Origin of the sequence: Azonexus hydrophilus DSM 23864 (assembly GCF_000429605.1) — a bacterium.
Taxonomy (GTDB): domain Bacteria; phylum Pseudomonadota; class Gammaproteobacteria; order Burkholderiales; family Rhodocyclaceae; genus Azonexus; species Azonexus hydrophilus.
The window spans coordinates 106,824-124,743 of record NZ_AUCE01000018.1 but is presented as its reverse complement, the minus strand read 5'-3'; the positions used below and the strand labels follow the sequence as shown (position 1 = coordinate 124,743).

Below are 17,920 nucleotides of genomic sequence, written 5' to 3'. Positions count from 1 at the left end.
ACGAAACATGCAAATCATTCTGCTCGAGAAGGTTGTCAACCTGGGTAACCTGGGTGATGTGGTTAAGGTCAAGGACGGTTACGCCCGTAACTTCCTGATCCCGCAACGTATGGCCAAGCGTGCCACGCCGGCTGCCATGGCCGAGTTCGAAGCACGCCGTGCCGAACTGGAAAAGGCTGCTGCCGAGAAGCTGGCCGCTGCCCAGGGCGTTGCCGAAAAGATGAACGGCGTTGCCGTTTCCGTCGCCCGCAAGGCTGGCATGGACGGTCGTCTGTTCGGTTCCGTCGGCAATGCCGATATCGCCGAAGCACTGGCCGGCGCCGGTTTCACTGTCGACAAGTCGGCCATCCGCCTGCCGGACGGCCCGCTCAAGGCACTCGGCGAATTCCCGGTTGATGTTGCCCTGCACACCGATGTGGTCGCCAATATCAGCGTTGCGGTAGTTGCCGAGTAAGACGGTTTAACTTACGCTTCAGGGCCTCGCAATCGCGAGGCCTTTTTCATTTCGGGCATCACCATGAATCAGCGTCAGAGCAAGCAGAGAACCACCGATCCCTCACTGGACGCGCTGCGCGTGCCACCGCACTCGATCGAGGCCGAGCAGTCGGTGCTTGGCGGCTTGCTGCTTGACAACAATGCCTGGGATCGCATTGGCGACCAGGTTGCCGAAACCGATTTTTACCGCGACGAGCACCGGCGCATCTTCCGTCAGATCCGCAATCTGCTGGAAAAGGCCAAGCCGGCCGACGTGGTTACCGTCGCCGAAGCACTCGACGCAGCCGGGGAAGGCGATCAGACCGGCGGTCTGGCTTATCTCGGCGAGCTGGCAGCGAATACGCCATCGGCGGCGAATATCCGGCGCTATGCCGAAATCGTCCGCGAGCGTGCCGTCCTCCGGCAACTGGTGGCGACGGCAGATGAAATCGCCGGCGATGCACTCAACCCGCTTGGCCGCGATGCCGCCACCCTGCTCGACGAAGCCGAGTCGAAGATTTTCAAGATTGCCGAAGCCGGCGCCGGTCATGCCGAAGGCTTCGTGCATATCAACCCGCTGCTGACCCAGGTGGTCGAGCGCATCCAGGAACTGCACGACCGCGACAATCCGTCCGACATCACCGGTGTGCCCACCGGATTCGCCGACCTCGACCAGAAGACCTCGGGTTTCCAGCCCGGCGACCTGATCATCGTTGCCGGCCGTCCGTCGATGGGCAAGACGGCCTTTGCCCTGAACATCGCCGAGAATGTGGCGGTCGATACCGGCCTGCCGGTCGGCGTGTTCTCCATGGAAATGGGCGGTGCCCAACTGGCCATGCGGATGCTGGCGTCGATCGGCCGGCTCAATTCGCAAAGCCTGCGCACCGGCCGCATGAGCGACGACGAATGGTCGCGCCTGTCGTTCGCGCTTGGCAAGCTGCACGAAGCGCCGGTATACATCGACGAAACCGGCGGCCTCAGCCCGGCCAACCTGCGTGCCCGTGCCCGGCGTCTGGCCCGTCAGTACGGCGGCAAGCTCGGCCTGCTGGTGATCGACTACATCCAGCTGATGAGCGGCAACAAGCAGGGCGAGAACCGGGCCACCGAAGTGTCCGAAATCTCCCGCTCGATCAAGTCGCTGGCCAAGGAGCTGCAGGTGCCGATCGTCGCGCTGTCGCAGTTGTCGCGTAAGGTCGAGGAACGCACCGACAAGCGCCCGATGATGTCCGACTTGCGCGAATCCGGGGCCATTGAGCAGGATGCTGACGTGATCCTGATGATGTACCGCGACGAATACTACAAGCCCGATTCGCCTGACAAGGGCATGGCCGAAGTGATCATCGGCAAGCAGCGTAACGGCCCGACCGGGACCGTGCGCCTGGCCTTCCTCGGCGAATACACGCGTTTCGAGAATCTCGCTTCGGGCGGCTTCCAGGACGCGCGGGACTGATTCCTTCGCTCAGCCCGCGATGCGGCGGGCGCTGATCGACCAGATCCGCTCGCCGATCTTCGGTTCGCCGGCCGGTTTTCCATCCACCAGCAGTTCAGGCTGGATGAAGAAGGGCAGGAGCTTGCCGTCTCCCGGCAATTGCAGGTCGGTGCCGTTGTGGAAGGCCACCCAGTTCATTTCCCAGACGCCGAACAGCACGCGCTTGAGCGATTGCAGGCGGGGGTCGTTTCTGGACAACACTTCGTAGCTGGCGGCCCGGCAGACATCGCTCGGGTCGACCGGAATCCAGCCGTAGCCGGGCAGGTAGAACTCAGCGCGGACGTGCTGTCCCTGGCTGGCATCGTCGCTGCGCAAGCCCAGACTGCGGAACAGCCGGGAAGGGCCGGTGCGGATGCCGAATACGCAACGTGCGGGAATGCCGATGCCGCGACAGATGGCTACGAATAATCCGTTGATGTCGGCGGAGCGGCCCATGTAGCGCCCGGAATAAAGGAGCTCGCGGACATCGCCGATGCCGCAGCCCGGGGCGTTCGGGTCGTAAATGGAATTTTCGCAGACCCAGTCGTAGATTGCCTTGACCTGGGCAATCGGGTCCCTGATTCGGCCGACGATGCTTTCACCCAGGCTCCTGGCCGGACCATCGTTGGGAATCCGGTTGCTGGCGCGGAGATTGGCGCGCAGGATATCGTCGCGGTCGGGAGCGACGGTGCGCCGCGTGATGTCAAAGTGACGGTCGGCCGTGCTGACGGTGGTGACAACTTGCAGCGTGGCATTGGCGCCATCGTTCCACTCACAGTGCAGGACTTCAAGGCGCTCATCCGGTTCGCGCTGTATCCCTGTGTTTTGGGAATTGCCCTGCCAGGTGTGGCTGACGGTGCGCTGGTAGGTGGTTTCACGCGAAGACGGCAGAGGGAGCCAGAGCCTGGCATGTTTGCCCGGCGCGTTGAGGCGCAAGGTGGTGATGATCTGGTAGGTCTGCCACTCGGCGGGGAGTTCCTGCGCCCTGACTGGCGGCAGGCGGGATGCCGAAGTGCCGTCCGGCGGATTGTCGATCAGCGGATTGCTTGCACTATGGACACTGGGTGTTGCAGTCGCCGAAGTGCTGACTTTCCTGGTTGCTGTTTGAGGTTTCTTCTTGGGTTTTGCTGCAGGTTTTTTCTTGGTTGTGCTGGCCTTTTTCTTGGTATCGGCCAGGGCGTCGCCGGCAAACAGGGAAAAAAGGGCGGTGCTGGCCAGGAAGTCTCTGCGTTTCAAGGCTGTCCTCGAGCGGATGTCGAATTCGAAATGAAAAGGCCGTGTCGTGGACACGGCCTGTGGCTCAATATTTGCAGCGACTATAGCACGTCGGCCGCATGGTCTGCCAGACGCGAACGTTCGCCTCTTTGTAAGGTAATGTGACCGGAGTGCGTCCAGCCCTTGAAGCGGTCGACGACGTAGGTCAGGCCGGAGCTGCCTTCGGTCAGGTAGGGGGTGTCGATCTGGGCGATATTGCCCAGGCAGACCACCTTGGTTCCAGGACCGGCGCGGGTAACCAGTGTTTTCATCTGCTTCGGCGTCAGGTTCTGCGCCTCGTCGATGATCAGGTATTTCTTCAGGAAGGTGCGGCCGCGCATGAAATTCAGCGACTTGACCTTGATCTTCGAGCGGATGATGTCATGCGTCGCCGCCTTGCCCCAGTCGCCGCCGTAGGGGCTGCTTTCGTCGGTGTGGGTGAGGACTTCGAGGTTGTCTTCGAGAGCACCCATCCACGGTGCCATTTTCTCTTCCTCGCTGCCCGGCAGGAAGCCGATGTCCTCGCCGACCGGGACGGTGACGCGGGTCATGATGATCTCGGCGAACTGCTTGCCTTCCAGCGTCTGGGTCAGGCCGGCGGCCAGCGTCAGCAGGGTCTTGCCGGTACCGGCCTGGCCGAGCAGGGTGACGAAGTCGATGTCGGGATTCATCAGCAGGTTGAGCGCGAAATTCTGCTCGCGGTTACGCGCGGTGATGCCCCATACGGCATTTTTTGGATGCGTGTAATCGATCAGGGTTTCGAGGACGGCGGTCTTGCCGGCCACTTCCTTGACGATGGCCGAAAATCCGTCCTTCTCCAGCCAGACGAACTCGTTGACCAGTAGTTGCGGGCAGAGTGGGCCGGTCACCTTGTAGTAGGTTTTGGCGTCCTTTTTCCAGGACTCCATGCCCTTGCCGTGCTTGTCCCAAAAATCCTCGGGCAGGGCGCGCGTGCCGGCGTAGAGGATGTCGGTATCCTCGAGCACCTTGTCGTTGAAGTAGTCCTCGGCCAGCAGGTTGAGCGCGCGCGACTTGATGCGCATGTTGATGTCTTTCGACACCAGGATGACCGGACGCTTGGGGAATTTCTTCTGCAGGTGGATGACTACCGACAGGATCTGGTTGTCCACCTTGGACGTCGGCAGGCCCTGCGGCAACTCGGCGCTGATCGCCTCGGTCTGCAGGAACAGGCGGCCGCTGGCCAGCTTGCTCGATGGGCCCTTGAGGTCAATCCCTTCGTCGATATCGACATCATCGCCGGCCAGCATCTCGTCGAGCGTACGCGAGGCCTGGCGGGCATTGCGGGCGATTTCCGACATGCCCTTCTTGTGGTTGTCGAGTTCTTCCAGCGTCATGATCGGCAGGAAGATGTCGTGTTCCTCGAAGCGGAACAGGCAGCTGGGATCGTGCATCAGGACGTTGGTGTCGAGCACGAAGATCTTGGTCATCGCAGATTTTTTGGCGGCGGGTTGGCGCGGCATGGAGTGGTCTCGGAGGGCGTTGGGGAAGGGGTCAGAGGGACTTCACGAAATCGAGGACTTCCTGGGCATGGCCGGCCACCTTCAGGCCGCGCCATTCGCGGCGCAGAACGCCGTCGCGGTCGATCACGAAGGTGCTGCGCTCGATGCCGCGACAGGCCTTGCCGTACATCATCTTCTGCTTGATCACGTCGAACAGCGTGCACACGGCTTCATCCGCGTCCGAGCCGAGTTCGAAGGGGAAGGACTGCTTGGCCTTGAAGTTCTCATGGGCTTTCAGGCTGTCGCGGGAAATGCCGAGAACCACGGCGCCGGCGGCGACGAACTGGTCGTGCAGGTCGCGGAAGTTCTGGCCTTCGGTGGTGCAGCCCGGCGTGCTGTCCTTGGGGTAGAAGTAGATGATGACGATCTTGCCGTGCTGCTCGGATAGCCTGAACGACGTACCGCTGGTTGCAGGCAGAGTGAAGTCGGGGAGCTTGGTATCGAGCATGATGCCTTCCTGTTATGGGTTTCAAGGCATTTTGTTCGGAGGGCGCAGGCCGGGTCAAGCCTTTGTTAAACTCGCGTACATGGGAAAACTGTCGATCAGTCTTTTGTTGTGCGTCTTTCTCGCCGCTTGCGGCGAGGTGTGGAATGCGCCCTACGGTGCCGGCGACGAAGGTCGCGAGATTCTCTATACGGCCTTCACCGACCGGCCCAAGCATCTCGATCCGGCGCAGTCCTACACCGAAGACGAAAATACCTTCATTGCCCAGATTTACGAACCGCCGTTGCAGTATCACTACCTGCGTCGCCCTTATGAGCTGATCCCGGCGACGGTCGAGCAGTTGCCGCACCCGCGCTACTTTGCCGCCGACGGTCGGGCCTTGCCCGACGATGCGCCGGCCGAGGCGATTGCCGAAAGCGTCTATGAACTGAAACTGCGTCCGGGTATCCGCTATCAGCCCCATCCGGCGTTCGCGCTGGATGCCGCCGGGCAGCCGGTCTACCTCGGGCCCGGGGCGGCCGAAGGGCGTCAGCGCATCGCCGATTTCCCGCAGTTCGGAACGCGTGAACTGGTCGCCGACGACTATATCTACCAGATCAAGCGACTGGCGCATCCCCGATTACATTCGCCGATCTTCGGCATGATGGCCGAGCGTATCGTTGGTCTGCGCGAACTCGGCGATGCCTTGCGCGAGGCGGCCAAGACCCAGCCAGCCGATGCCTGGTTCGATCTCGACGCCTATCCGCTGAGTGGGGTCGAACGCGTCGACGCGCAGACCTGGCGCATCCGCATCCGCGGCAAGTATCCGCAGTTCGCCTACTGGCTGGCGATGCCGTTCTTCGCGCCGGTGCCGCGCGAAGTCGACCGCTTCTTCGCCCAGCCCGGCATGCAGGAAAAGAATCTGAGCCTCGACTGGTGGCCGGTCGGCACCGGTCCCTACATGCTCACCGAGAACGATCCCAACCGGCGCATGGTGCTCAGCCGCAATCCGAATTTCCGCAGTGAGCCCTATCCCTGCGACGGCGAGCCGGGCGATGCCGAGGCCGGTTTGCTGGCCGATTGCGGCAAGCCGATGCCCTTTATCGAGCAGGCAGTATTCACCCGGGAAAAAGAAGCCATTCCCTACTGGAACAAGTTCCTGCAAGGCTATTACGATGCTTCCGGGATTTCCTCCGACAGTTTCGATCAGGCGGTGCGCGTGAATGTTGGCGGCGATGTGGCCCTGTCCGACGAAATGCGCGACAAGGGCATCAGTCTGCTGACCGCGGTGCGCAGTTCGACCTTCTACATGGGTTTCAACATGCAGGATGCCGTGGTCGGCGGACTCGACGAAAAGGCGGCAAAACTGCGTCAGGCGGTGTCGATCGCCATCGATCAGGAAGAGTTCATCTCGATCTTTCAGAATGGTCGCGGGATTGCCGCGCAAGGGCCGATTCCACCGGGGATTTTCGGCTACGAGGACGGCGAAGCCGGCATCAATCGCGTGGTTTATGACTGGGTCGATGGCCGGGCGGTACGCAAGTCCCCCGAAGTGGCGCGCCGCCTGATGGCCGAGGCCGGCTACCCGAATGGTCGCAATGCCAGGACCGGCGAGCCGCTGGTGCTTTACCTCGACACCACCGGCGGCGGCATGGGCGACAAATCGAGGCTGGACTGGCTCAATCGCCAGTTTGCCAAGATCGACGTCCAGCTCGTGGTGCGCAGTACCGATTTCAACCGTTTCCAGGACAAGCTGCGCAAGGGCAACTTCCAGCTTTTCTACCTGGGCTGGAATGCCGACTACCCCGATCCGGAAAATTTCCTCTTCCTGCTGCATGGCCCGGAGGGCCGTCTGCAGGGCGGGGCCAATTCGGCCAATTATGAGAATCCGGTCTATGACCGCCTGTTCCTGCGGATGAAAGACATGGAAAACACGCCGGAGCGCCTGCACATCGTCCGCCAGATGACGGACATCCTGCGCCACGACGCGCCCTGGGTGTTTGGGCTGCATCCCAAGAGTTACACCCTGACGCATCGCTGGCTGAAAAACCGCAAGCCCAACGATGTCGGCAACAACACGCTGAAGTATCAGCGCATCGATGCCGCCGATCGGGCAGCAGCCCGCCAGGCGTGGAACGCGCCGGCGAGTTGGCCGCTGTGGACCGGCCTGTTGCTGCTGGTCCTGATATCGCTCCCGGCGATACTTGCGTACCGGCGTCGGGAGCGGGCCGTGGTCAGGCCGTCCTGACCGTGCGCATCAGGTAATTGACGCTGGTGTCGCGGCCCAGGCTGTATTCCTTGGTGAACGGGTTGTAGCTCATGCCGATCAGTTCGCTGGGTTCGAGATTGCCCATCTTGGCCCAGCGCGAAAGCTCCGACGGCTTGATGAACTTGGCGTAGTCGTGCGTGCCCTTGGGCAGCATCTGCAGCACGTATTCGGCACCGATGACCGCGAACAGGTAGGACTTGGGATTGCGGTTGAGTGTCGAGAAAAACACCTGTCCACCCGGCTTGACCAGGCGGGCGCAGGCGGTGATCGTGCTCGACGGATTGGGTACGTGTTCGAGCATTTCCAGGCAGGTCACGACATCGAAGCTGGCCGGCATTTCCTCGGCCAGTTCCTCGACCGAAATTTTCCGGTAATCGACCTTGTGGCCGCTTTCCAGCAGATGCAGTTTGGCCACGCCCAGCGGTTTTTCCGACAGGTCGATGCCGGTGACCTCGGCGCCCAGCGCAGCCATGCCTTCGGACAGCAGTCCGCCGCCGCAACCGACATCGAGCACACGCTTGCCGCGCAGTGGGGCACAACTGTTGATCCAGCCCAGGCGCAGTGGGTTGATGTCATGCAGAGGCTTGAATTCACTGTTCGGGTCCCACCAGCGGTGGGCCAGTTCGCCAAATTTCTGGAGTTCTGCGGGGTCGGCGTTGATCATGGTGCGATTCGCTATGTGGAAAAAGAAAAAGCCCTGCCGAGGCAGGGCTTTCCATTGTAGCAGCGGCAGATTACTTGGTGCCGATGACTTCGATGTCGACGCGGCGATCCGGCTGCAGGCAGGCGATCAGGGCCGGGGTCTTGGCGTTGCCCTTGCAGGTGTCGCCGGTGACCGGCTGGGTCTTGCCCTTGCCTTCGGTGTAGATGCGGTTGGCTTCGATGCCCTTGGCAACCAGGTATTCCTTGACCGCAGCAGCACGCTTCTCGGACAGGGTCTGGTTGTAGGCAGCACCGCCGATGCGGTCGGTGTGGCCAACGGCCAGGATCACTTCGAGCTTGATCTGGGCAGCCTTGGCAACCAGCTCGTCGAGCTTGGCCTTGCCTTCCGGACGCAGGACGGCCTTGTTGAAGTCGAACAGGGCGTCAGCGGCGACGGTGATCTTTTCACCGGTCGGCTTCGGGCCGGCCACCGGGGCAGGCGCCGGTGCCGGAGCGGCCTTGGCGTCGCAGGCAGTCTTCGGCAGCAGGTCCTTGTCGCATTCGCAACCGGCCTTGTCGGCGGCGGCGCCGGCCGGGGTCCAGTAGCCGGTGCGCCAGCACAGGCCGGTACCCGACTTGGCGACGACGTCGCGCTGGTCGATGACATAGACGCGTTCCTGAGCAACGGCGGAGAAGCCGATGCCGGCCAGCAGGGCCACGGCCAGGGTTTTTTTGGCGATATTCTTGATCATAGTCTTCCCTCGTTGAAGAATGGGTTTGATTACAGCGGCTTGCATCAGGATGAGCGTTGTTTTCCTGTGCTCACTTCCAACTTATTCTGCCATAGCGCTGCGCTGGCATCCAAGTGAAATTCCTTGCCAATGCGTAAAGTTTTGTGCTCGACGAGACACTTTCCGGCAATCCAGACGTCGCTGACCTGTTCCCTGCCGGCGACGTGAATCAATTGGGACAGCGGATCGAAGCAGGGCTGGCAAACAATATCCTCGAGACTGACTGCGCACAGGTCGGCTGATTTGCCGGCAGTGATCGATCCGGTGACCTCGTCCAGACCGAGTGCGCGGGCGCCGTTGAGCGTTGCCATGCGCAAGACTTCGATGGCCGGCAGGGCGCTGGCGTCACCGCTCAGACCCTTGGCCAGCAGGGTTGCCAAACGCATTTCTCCAAACATGTCCAGGCGGTTGTTGCTGGCGGCGCTGTCGGTGCCCAGTCCGATGTTGATGCCGGCCCGGTGCATCTCGGTGATACGGGCAAAACCGCTGGCTAGCTTGAGGTTGGACGTCGGGCAGTGGGCGATGCTGCAGCCTGCCTCGGCCATGCTCGCGATTTCTGCATCGTCGAGATGTACGGCATGAACCCCGATGAAGCCTGGGCCGATCAGGCCGAGTTCCTGCAGACGCTGCAGCGGGCGTTTGCCATGCTGGGCGCCGGAATCGGTGATTTCCTGACGGGTTTCGTGGAGGTGGCAGTGGATGGGCAGGTCCAGTTGCTCGGCGAGCGTGGTGATGCGCTGGAAGGTACGGTCGGAGACCGTGTAGGGCGCATGTGGAGCCAGGCAGAAGCTGATCAGCGGATGGTCGCGAAAGGCTTCGCGGGCGGCCAGGCCCTTGGCGATGTAATCGTCGGCATCGCTGGCGTAGTTGCCGGGAAATTCCAGCGTGGTGACGCCGAGTGCCGCGCGCATGCCGAATTCCGTGGCCGCCTGGGCGGCGGCGTCGGGGAAGAAATACATGTCGTTGAAACAGGTGATGCCGCCGCGCAGCATTTCGGCGCAAGCCAGGCGCGTGCCGTCGAGCACGAACTGGCTCGATACGTGGGCGGCTTCGGCCGGCCAGATGTGCTGCTGCAGCCATTCCTGCAGGGGCAGGTCGTCGGCAATGCCGCGCATCAGGCTCATCGCGGCGTGCGTGTGCAGGTTGATCAGGCCGGGGATCAGGATGTGCTGGTCGAGCTGCCGGTGTTCGCGCGCCTGGTAGCGGCGGCGGGCTTCGGCTGCTGGCAGGACGGCGAGGATGTGGCCGTTGTCGATGGCAACCGCATGCCCGCTCAGGACTTCGTCGGTGTCTACGGGGGCAATCCAGCGGGCTTCAATCAGCAGATCGATGGTTTCGGGTGTCGGTGTCATGGAATTGGGCATCTGTACGCCGTGGGCGGCGTGGTAAACTAACAAATTACGCGTGCTACAACCAAACAAGGCGTCGGTAATGCCGGCGCGGACACGAGAGACATGGATCAATTCGCCAAAGAAACACTGCCGATCAGCCTCGAAGACGAGATGCGGCGTTCCTATCTCGATTACGCGATGAGCGTGATCGTCGGCCGGGCGCTGCCGGATGCGCGTGATGGCCTGAAGCCGGTGCATCGTCGCGTGCTGTTCGCGATGCACGAACTGAACAACGACTGGAACAAGGCTTACAAGAAGTCGGCGCGTATCGTCGGCGACGTCATCGGTAAGTATCACCCGCACGGCGATTCGGCGGTGTACGACACCATCGTCCGCATGGCCCAGGATTTCTCGCTGCGCTACATGCTGGTCGATGGCCAGGGCAACTTCGGTTCGATCGACGGCGACAACGCGGCGGCGATGCGTTACACCGAAGTGCGCATGGCCAAGATCGGGCATCAGTTGCTCGAAGACCTGGACAAGGAAACCGTCGATTTCGGGCCGAACTACGACGGCTCCGAGCAGGAGCCGCTGGTCCTGCCGACGCGCATCCCGAACCTGCTGATCAACGGTTCGTCCGGTATCGCCGTCGGCATGGCGACCAACATCCCGCCGCACAACCTCAAGGAAGTCGTCGCCGGCTGCCTGGCGCTGCTGGAGAACCCGGCGATTTCGATCGACGAACTGATCGAGCACATCCCGGCGCCGGATTTCCCGACCGCCGCGCTGATCTACGGCGTGATGGGCGTGCGCGAGGGCTACAAGACCGGCCGCGGCCGCGTCGTCATGCGTGCTCGCACGCACTTCGAAGATATCGGCAAGGGCGACCGCCAGGCGCTGATTGTCGACGAGATTCCCTATCAAGTTAACAAGAAGAGCCTGATCGAGAAGATCGCCGAGCTGGTCAATGAAAAGAAGATCGAGGGTATCTCCGACATCCGCGACGAGTCCGACAAGTCGGGCATGCGCATCGTCATCGAACTGAAGCGCGGCGAGGTCGGCGAGGTCATCCTCAACAACCTGTACAAGCAGACGCAACTGCAGGACACCTTCGGCATGAACATGGTGGCGCTGGTCGACGGCCAGCCGCGCCTGTTGAACCTCAAGCAGATGCTCGAGTGCTTCCTGTCGCACCGTCGCGAAGTCGTCACCCGGCGCACCATCTACGAACTGCGCAAGGCGCGCGAACGCGGCCACATCCTCGAAGGCCTGGCCGTCGCACTGTCCAACGTCGATGAAATCATCGCCCTGATCAAGGCGGCGCCGACGCCGCCGGACGCCAAGCGCGGCCTGATGGAGCGCACCTGGCGCAGCCCGGTGGTCGAGGAAATGCTGCTGCGCGCGGCTTCCGACGTTTCTCGTCCAGACGGCTTGCTGCCGGAATTCGGCCTGTCCGAACAGGGTTACCGCCTGTCCGACGCCCAGGCCCAGGCCATCCTCGAACTGCGCCTGCAGCGCCTGACCGGTCTGGAGCAGGACAAGATCGTCGGCGAGTACAAGGAAGTCATGGCCAAGATTCTCGACTTGCTCGACATCCTGGCCCGCCCGGAACGGATCACCGAAATCATCGTCGGTGAGCTGACGGCGATGCGCGACCAGTTCGCCGACGAGCGCCGTTCGGAAATCGTGCTGCACACGCAGGAACTCGGCATCGAGGACTTCATCACGCCGCAGGACATGGTCGTCACCCTGTCGCACGGCGGCTACATCAAGGCCCAGCCGCTCGCCGACTACCGCGCCCAGCGCCGTGGCGGTCGCGGCAAGCAGGCGGCGGCGATCAAGGATGAGGATTTCGTCGATCACCTGTTCGTCGCCAACACCCACGACTACATCCTGTGCTTCTCGAACCGCGGCCGCTGCTACTGGCTGAAGGTGTTCGAGGCGCCGCAGGGGAGCCGGACCAGCCGCGGCAAACCGATCGTCAACCTGTTCCCGCTGGAAGAGGGCGAGCGCATCAATGCCGTGCTGCCGGTCAAGGAATTCGTCGACGACAAGTTCATCTTCATGGCCACCCGCGACGGCACGGTCAAGAAGACGCCGCTGTCCGACTTCTCCAACCCGCGCAAGGCCGGCATCATCGCCGTCGACCTGCTCGACGACGATTATTTGATCGGTGTCGAACTGACCACCGGCCAGAGCGACATCGTGCTCGTCTCGAACGCCGGCAAGGCGGTCTGGTTCGACGAGGAAGATGTCCGCCCGATGGGTCGCGGCGCCCGCGGCGTGCGCGGCATGAAGCTGCAGGAAGGACAGACCGTCATCTCGCTGCTGGTTGCCGAGGATGATCAACAGACGGTGCTGGTCGCCACCGAGAACGGCTTCGGCAAGCGCACCGTGCTTGCCGATTTCCGCCACTCCGGTCGCGGCACGCAGGGCGTCAAGGCGATTGCCGATTCCGAGCGTAACGGTGTCGTGGTCGGTGCCAAGCTGGTCGGCGACGACGACGAGGTGATGCTGATCACCACCGGCGGCGTGCTGATCCGCACCCGCGTCTCGGAAATTCGCGGCATGGGCCGGGCGACGCAGGGTGTGACGCTGATTTCGCTCGACGAAGGCGAGAAGCTGGCGGGCCTGGAGAAGGTTGCCGAGTCGGTCGCGGAAAACGACGCCGACAGCGAAACCGCCGTCGAAGGCGAAGCGCCGGCAGCCGACGAGCAAGGTGGAGAAGCCTAAATGACGCGTATCTGGAATTTCAGCGCCGGTCCGGCTGCACTTCCCGAGGAAGTCCTGCGCCAGGCGCAGGAAGAACTGCTCGACTGGCAGGGCGCCGGTTGCAGTGTCATGGAAATGAGCCATCGTGGCAAGGAATTCATGTCCATCCTGGCCCAGGCCGAAGCCGACCTGCGCGAGCTGATGGGGATTCCCGAACAGTACAAGGTGCTGTTCCTGCAAGGCGGCGCCACGCAGCAGTTCGCGCAGATTCCGATGAACCTGCTGGCCGGTCGTTCGGCCGACTACATCGTCACCGGTTCGTGGTCGAAGAAGGCGGTCAAGGAAGCACAGCGCATCGGGACCGTCCGCGTCGCGGCGACGACCGAGGACAGCGGCTTCACTCGCCTGCCGACGGCCGAGGAGATCAAGCTCGATCCCTTCGCCGCCTACCTGCATGTGTGCACCAACGAGACCATCCACGGCGTCGAGATTCCTGCCGAACGCATCGCCGACACCGGCGTGCCGCTGGTTGCCGACATGTCGTCTCACATCCTGTCGCGGCCGGTCAATGTCGAGAAATTCGGCCTGATCTATGCCGGCGCGCAGAAGAACATCGGCCCGTCGGGCGTCACGCTGGTCATCGTCCATCGTGACCTGCTCGGCATGGCGCCGCTGAACATCCCGACGGTGATGGATTACGCGGTGATGGCCGAGAACGGCTCGATGCTGAACACGCCGCCGACTTTCGGCATCTACATCGCCGGCCTGGTCTTCCAGTGGCTCAAGCGTCAGGGCGGTCTGGCCGGCATCGACGCGGTCAACGCCGAAAAGGCGCGCATTCTGTACGAGTGCATCGACAACTCCGGCGGTTTCTACACCAACCCGGTCGATCCCGACTGTCGTTCGCGCATGAACGTCCCGTTCGTGCTGGCCGACGCCGCGCTCGACGCGCCTTTCCTGGCGGCCGCCAAGGAAGCCGGCGTGCTCGGCCTGAAGGGCCACAAGTCGGTCGGCGGCATGCGTGCGTCGATCTACAACGCCGTCTCGCTCGACGCGGTCAAGGCGCTGGTCGGTTTCATGAACGATTTCGCCAAGCGGAACGGGTGAGCGCATGAACGACGATCTGCAGAAGGCTCTGGCCGGCGTGCGCGCCGATATCGACCGCATCGACGGCGACATCCTGCGCCTGTTGAACGAACGTGCCCGCTGCGCCCAGCGGGTCGGCGAGATCAAGGCCGAATTCGGCGACGCCGGCTTCATCTACCGTCCGGAGCGCGAGGCGCAAGTGCTGCGCCGGTTGCAGGACGTCAATCCCGGACCGCTGCCGAACGAAAACATCACCTTCTTCTTCCGCGAGGTGATGTCGGCCTGCCTGTCGCTCGAACAGCCGCTCGGCATCGCCTTCCTCGGCCCCCTCGGCACCTTTTCCGAATCGGCGGCGACCAAGCATTTCGGCCATGCCGCCCGCCTGCTGCCGCTGGATTCGATCGACGATGTCTTCCGCGAGGTTGAATCGGGCCACGCCCACTACGCTGTCGTCCCGGTCGAGAATTCGACCGAAGGCGCGGTCGGCCGGACGATGGACCTGCTGCTCGGTACCCAGTTGAAGATCTGTGGCGAAGTCGTGCTGCGCATCCACCAGAACCTGCTGTCCAAGGAAAGCGAGCTCGGCGCGATCACCCGCGTCTATTCGCATGCCCAGTCGCTGGCGCAGTGCCATGAATGGCTGAATCGCATGCTGCCGCAGGCGCAGCGCATCTCGGTCGGCAGCAATGCCCAGGCGGCGCAGAAGGCTGCCGAGGAGCCCGGTTCGGCAGCGATTGCCGGCGAGGCGGCGGCGGCTCGCTACGAACTGGCCAAGCTCGCCGAGAGCATCGAGGACGAGCCGAACAACACCACCCGTTTTCTGGTCCTCGGCCGCCACGATACCGGTGCCTCCGGACGCGACAAGACCTCGCTGATCATGTCGGCGGCCAACCGTGCCGGGGCGCTGCACGCACTGCTGGCGCCGTTTTCCGCCAATGGCGTGTCGATGTGCCGGCTGGAGTCGCGGCCGGCGCGCAATGCCCTGTGGCAATACGTCTACTACGTCGATATCGAAGGCCATTGCGACGAGCCAGCGGTCAAGGCCGCGCTCGCCGAACTGGCCGGCAACGCCGCCTATCTGAAAATCCTCGGCTCCTACCCGGTTGCCGTCTTCTGAGGAATGTCGATGTCCCTCACCGAACAAGCCCTCGCCTACGTCCGCGCCATCTCGCCCTATCAGCCGGGCAAGCCGATCACCGAACTGGCCCGCGAAATGGGTATCCCGGTGGACAGCATCGTCAAGCTCGCGTCCAACGAGAATCCGCTCGGTGTCAGCCCGAAGGCGAAGCGTGCGGTGGAAGCGGCGCTGGCCGGTGTTGAACGCTATCCGGACCAGTTCGAACTGATCGCCAAGATTGCCGGCCGCTGCGGTGTTGCTCAGAACCAGGTGGTGCTCGGCAACGGCTCCAACGACGTGCTCGACCTGATCGCCCGCGTCTTCCTCGCCCAGGGCCGCTCGGCGGTGTTCGCCCAGCATGCCTTTGCCGTCTATCCGCTGGCCACGCTGTCCACCGGTGCCGAACTGATCTGCGTGCCGGCCAAGGATTTCGGCCACGACCTCGACGCGATGCTCGCCGCGATCCGCCCGGACACCCGCGTCGTCTGGATCGCCAACCCGAATAATCCGACCGGCAACTTCCTGCCCTATCCGGAAGTGCGCGCCTTCCTGGAAAAGGTGCCGGCCGATGTCGTCGTCGTCCTCGACGAGGCCTACAACGAATACATCCCGCCCGAGGCGCGCGTCGATACCGCGGCCTGGGTCGCCGAATTCCCGAATCTGGTGGTCTGCCGCACCTTCTCGAAGATCTACGGCCTGGCCGGTCTGCGCGTTGGCTACGGCATTGCCTCGCCGGCGGTGGCCGACCTGATGAACCGCGTCCGCCAGCCATTCAACGTGAACAACCTGGCGCTCGCCGGCGCGCTTGCCGCGCTCGACGACGACGAATTCCTGCAGGCCAGCTACGAACTCAACCGGCGAGGCATGGCGCAGATCGTCGCCGCGCTGGAAAAGCTCGGCTTGGCCTACATCCCGTCCTACGGTAATTTCGTCACCTTCAAGGCTGGCGACGGTGCGGTGGTCAACCAGAAGTTGCTGCAGCAGGGCGTCATCGTCCGGCCGATCGGCGGCTACGGCATGCCCGAGTGGCTGCGCGTGACGATTGGCACCGAGGCCGAGAACGCGCGCTTCATTGCAGCGCTGGAAAAGGCCCTGTAAATGGACGCCGGTCAGCCCGAGTTCGGCAAGATCGTCGTCTTCGGCACCGGCCTGATCGGCGGTTCCTTTGCGCTCGGGCTGAAGGCGGCCGGCGCCGTCGAGGAGGTGGTCGGTTTCGGCCGCACGCCGTCGACGCTGCGTGTGGCGCAGGAACTCGGCGTCATCGACCGCGCCGGGATCAACCCGGCGCACGAAATCGGCGATGCCGACATCGTGCTGGTGGCGACCCCGGTGGCGCAGATGCCGGAAATCTTTGCCCGCATCGCGCCTTATCTCGGGCCGAACACCATCGTCACCGACGGCGGTTCGACCAAGGGCGACGTCGTCGCCGCGGCGCGCGCCGCCTTTCGCGGCCACATCGGCAAGTTCGTGCCGGCGCATCCGATTGCCGGCGCCGAGAACAGCGGGCCGTCGGCCGCAAGACACGACCTGTATCAGGGCAAGAAGGTCGTCGTCACGCCGCTGGACGAGAACAACGACGAGCGCCTCGACCGCGTCAAGCGCGCCTGGGCGCTGTGCGGCGCCGACATCTACGAGCTGACGCCGGAGATGCACGACCGTGTTTTCGCCGCCGTCAGCCACCTGCCACATCTGCTGTCCTTCGCCCTGGTCCATGACCTGGCAGTGCGCGACGACGCCGAGCTGTTCTTCACCTTTGCCGCCTCCGGTTTCCGCGACTTCACGCGGATCGCCGCCAGCCATCCGGAAATGTGGCGCGACATCTGCCTGGCCAATCGCCAGGCGCTGCTCGGCGAACTCGACAGCTACCGCGCCCAGCTCGACGATCTGCGTGATGCCCTCGACAAGGCCGACGGCGAGCGCCTCGAAGATGTCTTCGGCATCGCCCGCCAGGCGCGCCGGGAGTGGGCGGGAAGCTGAGCATGCGGCGGCTGCGCGCGCTGCTCTGCGGACTCGCGTTGCTGCTCTCGCTGCCGCTCGCCGCCGCGCCACCGGAACTCCTGCTGGCCAACGTTTACCGCGACAACATCGATGTTTCCGCTTATCTGGTCAGCGAGAAGCTCGACGGTGTGCGCGCCGTCTGGGATGGCGAAACGCTGCGTGCTCGCAGCGGCTACCGGGTCAATGCGCCGGCGTGGTTCACCGACCCCTTGCCGAAAACCGCCCTGGACGGCGAGCTCTGGCTGGCCCGCGGCCAGTTCGATCGGCTGTCCGGCATCGTGCGCCGGGATCAAGCCGTTGATGAGGAGTGGCGTCAGGTCCGCTACATGATCTTCGAGCTGCCGGGAGCGCCCGGCGATTTTTCCGAGCGCGCCGGTCGCATTCGGGAAATTGTCGCCGCCGCCGGCTTGCCCTGGCTGGAAGCCATACCGCAAACCCGAGTGTCCAGTCGGGAAGCACTGCAGCGGATGCTGGCGCAGACCGTCAAGGCTGGCGGCGAAGGCCTGATGCTGCACCGCGCCGATGCCCTCTACGAAACCGGTCGTTCCGATACCCTGCTCAAACTCAAGCCCTGGCTTGATGCCGAGGCTGTCGTCATTGCGCATCTGCCAGGCAAGGGAAAATATCTCGGGCTGATGGGCGCCTTGCGCCTGCGCATGCCGGACGGTCGTGAATTTCGTCTGGGTACGGGATTTACCGATGCGCAACGCAGAAACCCTCCGCCGCTTGGTGCGACGGTCACTTACCGCTATCGCGAACTGACGCCCAACGGTCTGCCGCGCTTCGCCAGTTTCCTGAGGATTCGTCAGGAATGAATGGCGGCTGGGATAAAAT

General features: G+C 63.2%; 15 protein-coding genes. 9 read left to right on the top strand and 6 right to left on the bottom strand.

Annotated features, from left to right (window positions below):
* The first annotated feature begins 7 nt into the window (after positions 1-7).
* Complete coding sequence (gene rplI, locus G471_RS0110630) at positions 8-454, top strand: 50S ribosomal protein L9 (RefSeq protein ID WP_028995325.1); 447 nt, start codon at positions 8-10, stop codon at positions 452-454.
* 63 nt (positions 455-517) lie between these two features.
* Complete coding sequence (gene dnaB / locus G471_RS0110625; protein WP_028995324.1) at positions 518-1,924, top strand: replicative DNA helicase; 1,407 nt, start codon at positions 518-520, stop codon at positions 1,922-1,924.
* Between the two features lie 9 nt (positions 1,925-1,933).
* On the opposite strand, the gene G471_RS0110620 is transcribed toward dnaB, so the two are convergent.
* From G471_RS0110620 to G471_RS0110610, 3 genes are all read right to left on the bottom strand, one after another.
* A complete protein-coding gene (locus G471_RS0110620) occupies positions 1,934-3,178 on the bottom strand; it encodes a transglutaminase-like domain-containing protein (RefSeq protein WP_028995323.1) in 1,245 nt (414 codons plus the stop codon).
* A gap of 80 nt (positions 3,179-3,258) precedes the next feature.
* Positions 3,259-4,677: a PhoH family protein gene (locus tag G471_RS0110615; protein ID WP_028995322.1), complete on the bottom strand. Its 1,419-nt coding sequence runs from the start codon at positions 4,675-4,677 to the stop codon at positions 3,259-3,261.
* 31 nt (positions 4,678-4,708) lie between these two features.
* The gene (locus tag G471_RS0110610) at positions 4,709-5,164 is read right to left on the bottom strand and encodes a peroxiredoxin (protein WP_028995321.1); all 456 of its coding nucleotides are present in this window, start codon (positions 5,162-5,164) and stop codon (positions 4,709-4,711) included.
* A 79-nt stretch (positions 5,165-5,243) separates the two neighbouring features.
* On the opposite strand from G471_RS0110610, the gene G471_RS0110605 reads away from it, so the two are divergent.
* Positions 5,244-7,388 carry an ABC transporter substrate-binding protein gene (locus tag G471_RS0110605; protein ID WP_043421462.1) on the top strand — a complete coding sequence of 715 codons (2,145 nt, stop codon included), beginning with the start codon at positions 5,244-5,246 and terminating at the stop codon, positions 7,386-7,388.
* On the opposite strand, the gene ubiG is transcribed toward G471_RS0110605, so the two are convergent.
* From ubiG to G471_RS0110590, 3 genes are all read right to left on the bottom strand, one after another.
* Complete coding sequence (ubiG, locus tag G471_RS0110600; RefSeq protein WP_028995319.1) at positions 7,375-8,073, bottom strand: bifunctional 2-polyprenyl-6-hydroxyphenol methylase/3-demethylubiquinol 3-O-methyltransferase UbiG; 699 nt, start codon at positions 8,071-8,073, stop codon at positions 7,375-7,377. The genes G471_RS0110605 and ubiG overlap by 14 nt on opposite strands.
* 70 nt (positions 8,074-8,143) lie before the next feature.
* Complete coding sequence (locus tag G471_RS0110595; RefSeq protein ID WP_028995318.1) at positions 8,144-8,803, bottom strand: OmpA family protein; 660 nt, start codon at positions 8,801-8,803, stop codon at positions 8,144-8,146.
* A 44-nt stretch (positions 8,804-8,847) separates the two neighbouring features.
* On the bottom strand, positions 8,848-10,206 hold the full coding sequence (locus G471_RS0110590) for a TRZ/ATZ family hydrolase (RefSeq protein WP_245580547.1): 1,359 nt from the start codon (positions 10,204-10,206) through the stop codon (positions 8,848-8,850).
* 90 nt (positions 10,207-10,296) lie between these two features.
* Here G471_RS0110590 and gyrA point away from each other — a divergent pair, with 90 nt between their 5' ends.
* The 6 genes from gyrA to G471_RS0110560 are packed head-to-tail and all read left to right on the top strand — an operon-like array spanning position 10,297 to position 17,901.
* On the top strand, positions 10,297-12,906 hold the full coding sequence (gene gyrA / locus G471_RS17395) for a DNA gyrase subunit A (protein WP_043421460.1): 2,610 nt from the start codon (positions 10,297-10,299) through the stop codon (positions 12,904-12,906).
* Complete coding sequence (serC, locus tag G471_RS0110580; protein ID WP_028995316.1) at positions 12,907-13,992, top strand: 3-phosphoserine/phosphohydroxythreonine transaminase; 1,086 nt, start codon at positions 12,907-12,909, stop codon at positions 13,990-13,992.
* Positions 13,993-13,996: 4 nt separating this feature from the next.
* Complete coding sequence (pheA, locus tag G471_RS0110575; RefSeq protein WP_028995315.1) at positions 13,997-15,088, top strand: prephenate dehydratase; 1,092 nt, start codon at positions 13,997-13,999, stop codon at positions 15,086-15,088.
* A 9-nt stretch (positions 15,089-15,097) separates the two neighbouring features.
* Positions 15,098-16,186: a histidinol-phosphate transaminase gene (gene hisC / locus G471_RS0110570; protein ID WP_028995314.1), complete on the top strand. Its 1,089-nt coding sequence runs from the start codon at positions 15,098-15,100 to the stop codon at positions 16,184-16,186.
* On the top strand, positions 16,187-17,065 hold the full coding sequence (locus G471_RS0110565; protein WP_028995313.1) for a prephenate dehydrogenase: 879 nt from the start codon (positions 16,187-16,189) through the stop codon (positions 17,063-17,065).
* Between the two features lie 2 nt (positions 17,066-17,067).
* On the top strand, positions 17,068-17,901 hold the full coding sequence (locus G471_RS0110560; protein ID WP_028995312.1) for a DNA ligase: 834 nt from the start codon (positions 17,068-17,070) through the stop codon (positions 17,899-17,901).
* The last annotated feature ends 19 nt before the right edge of the window (positions 17,902-17,920 follow it).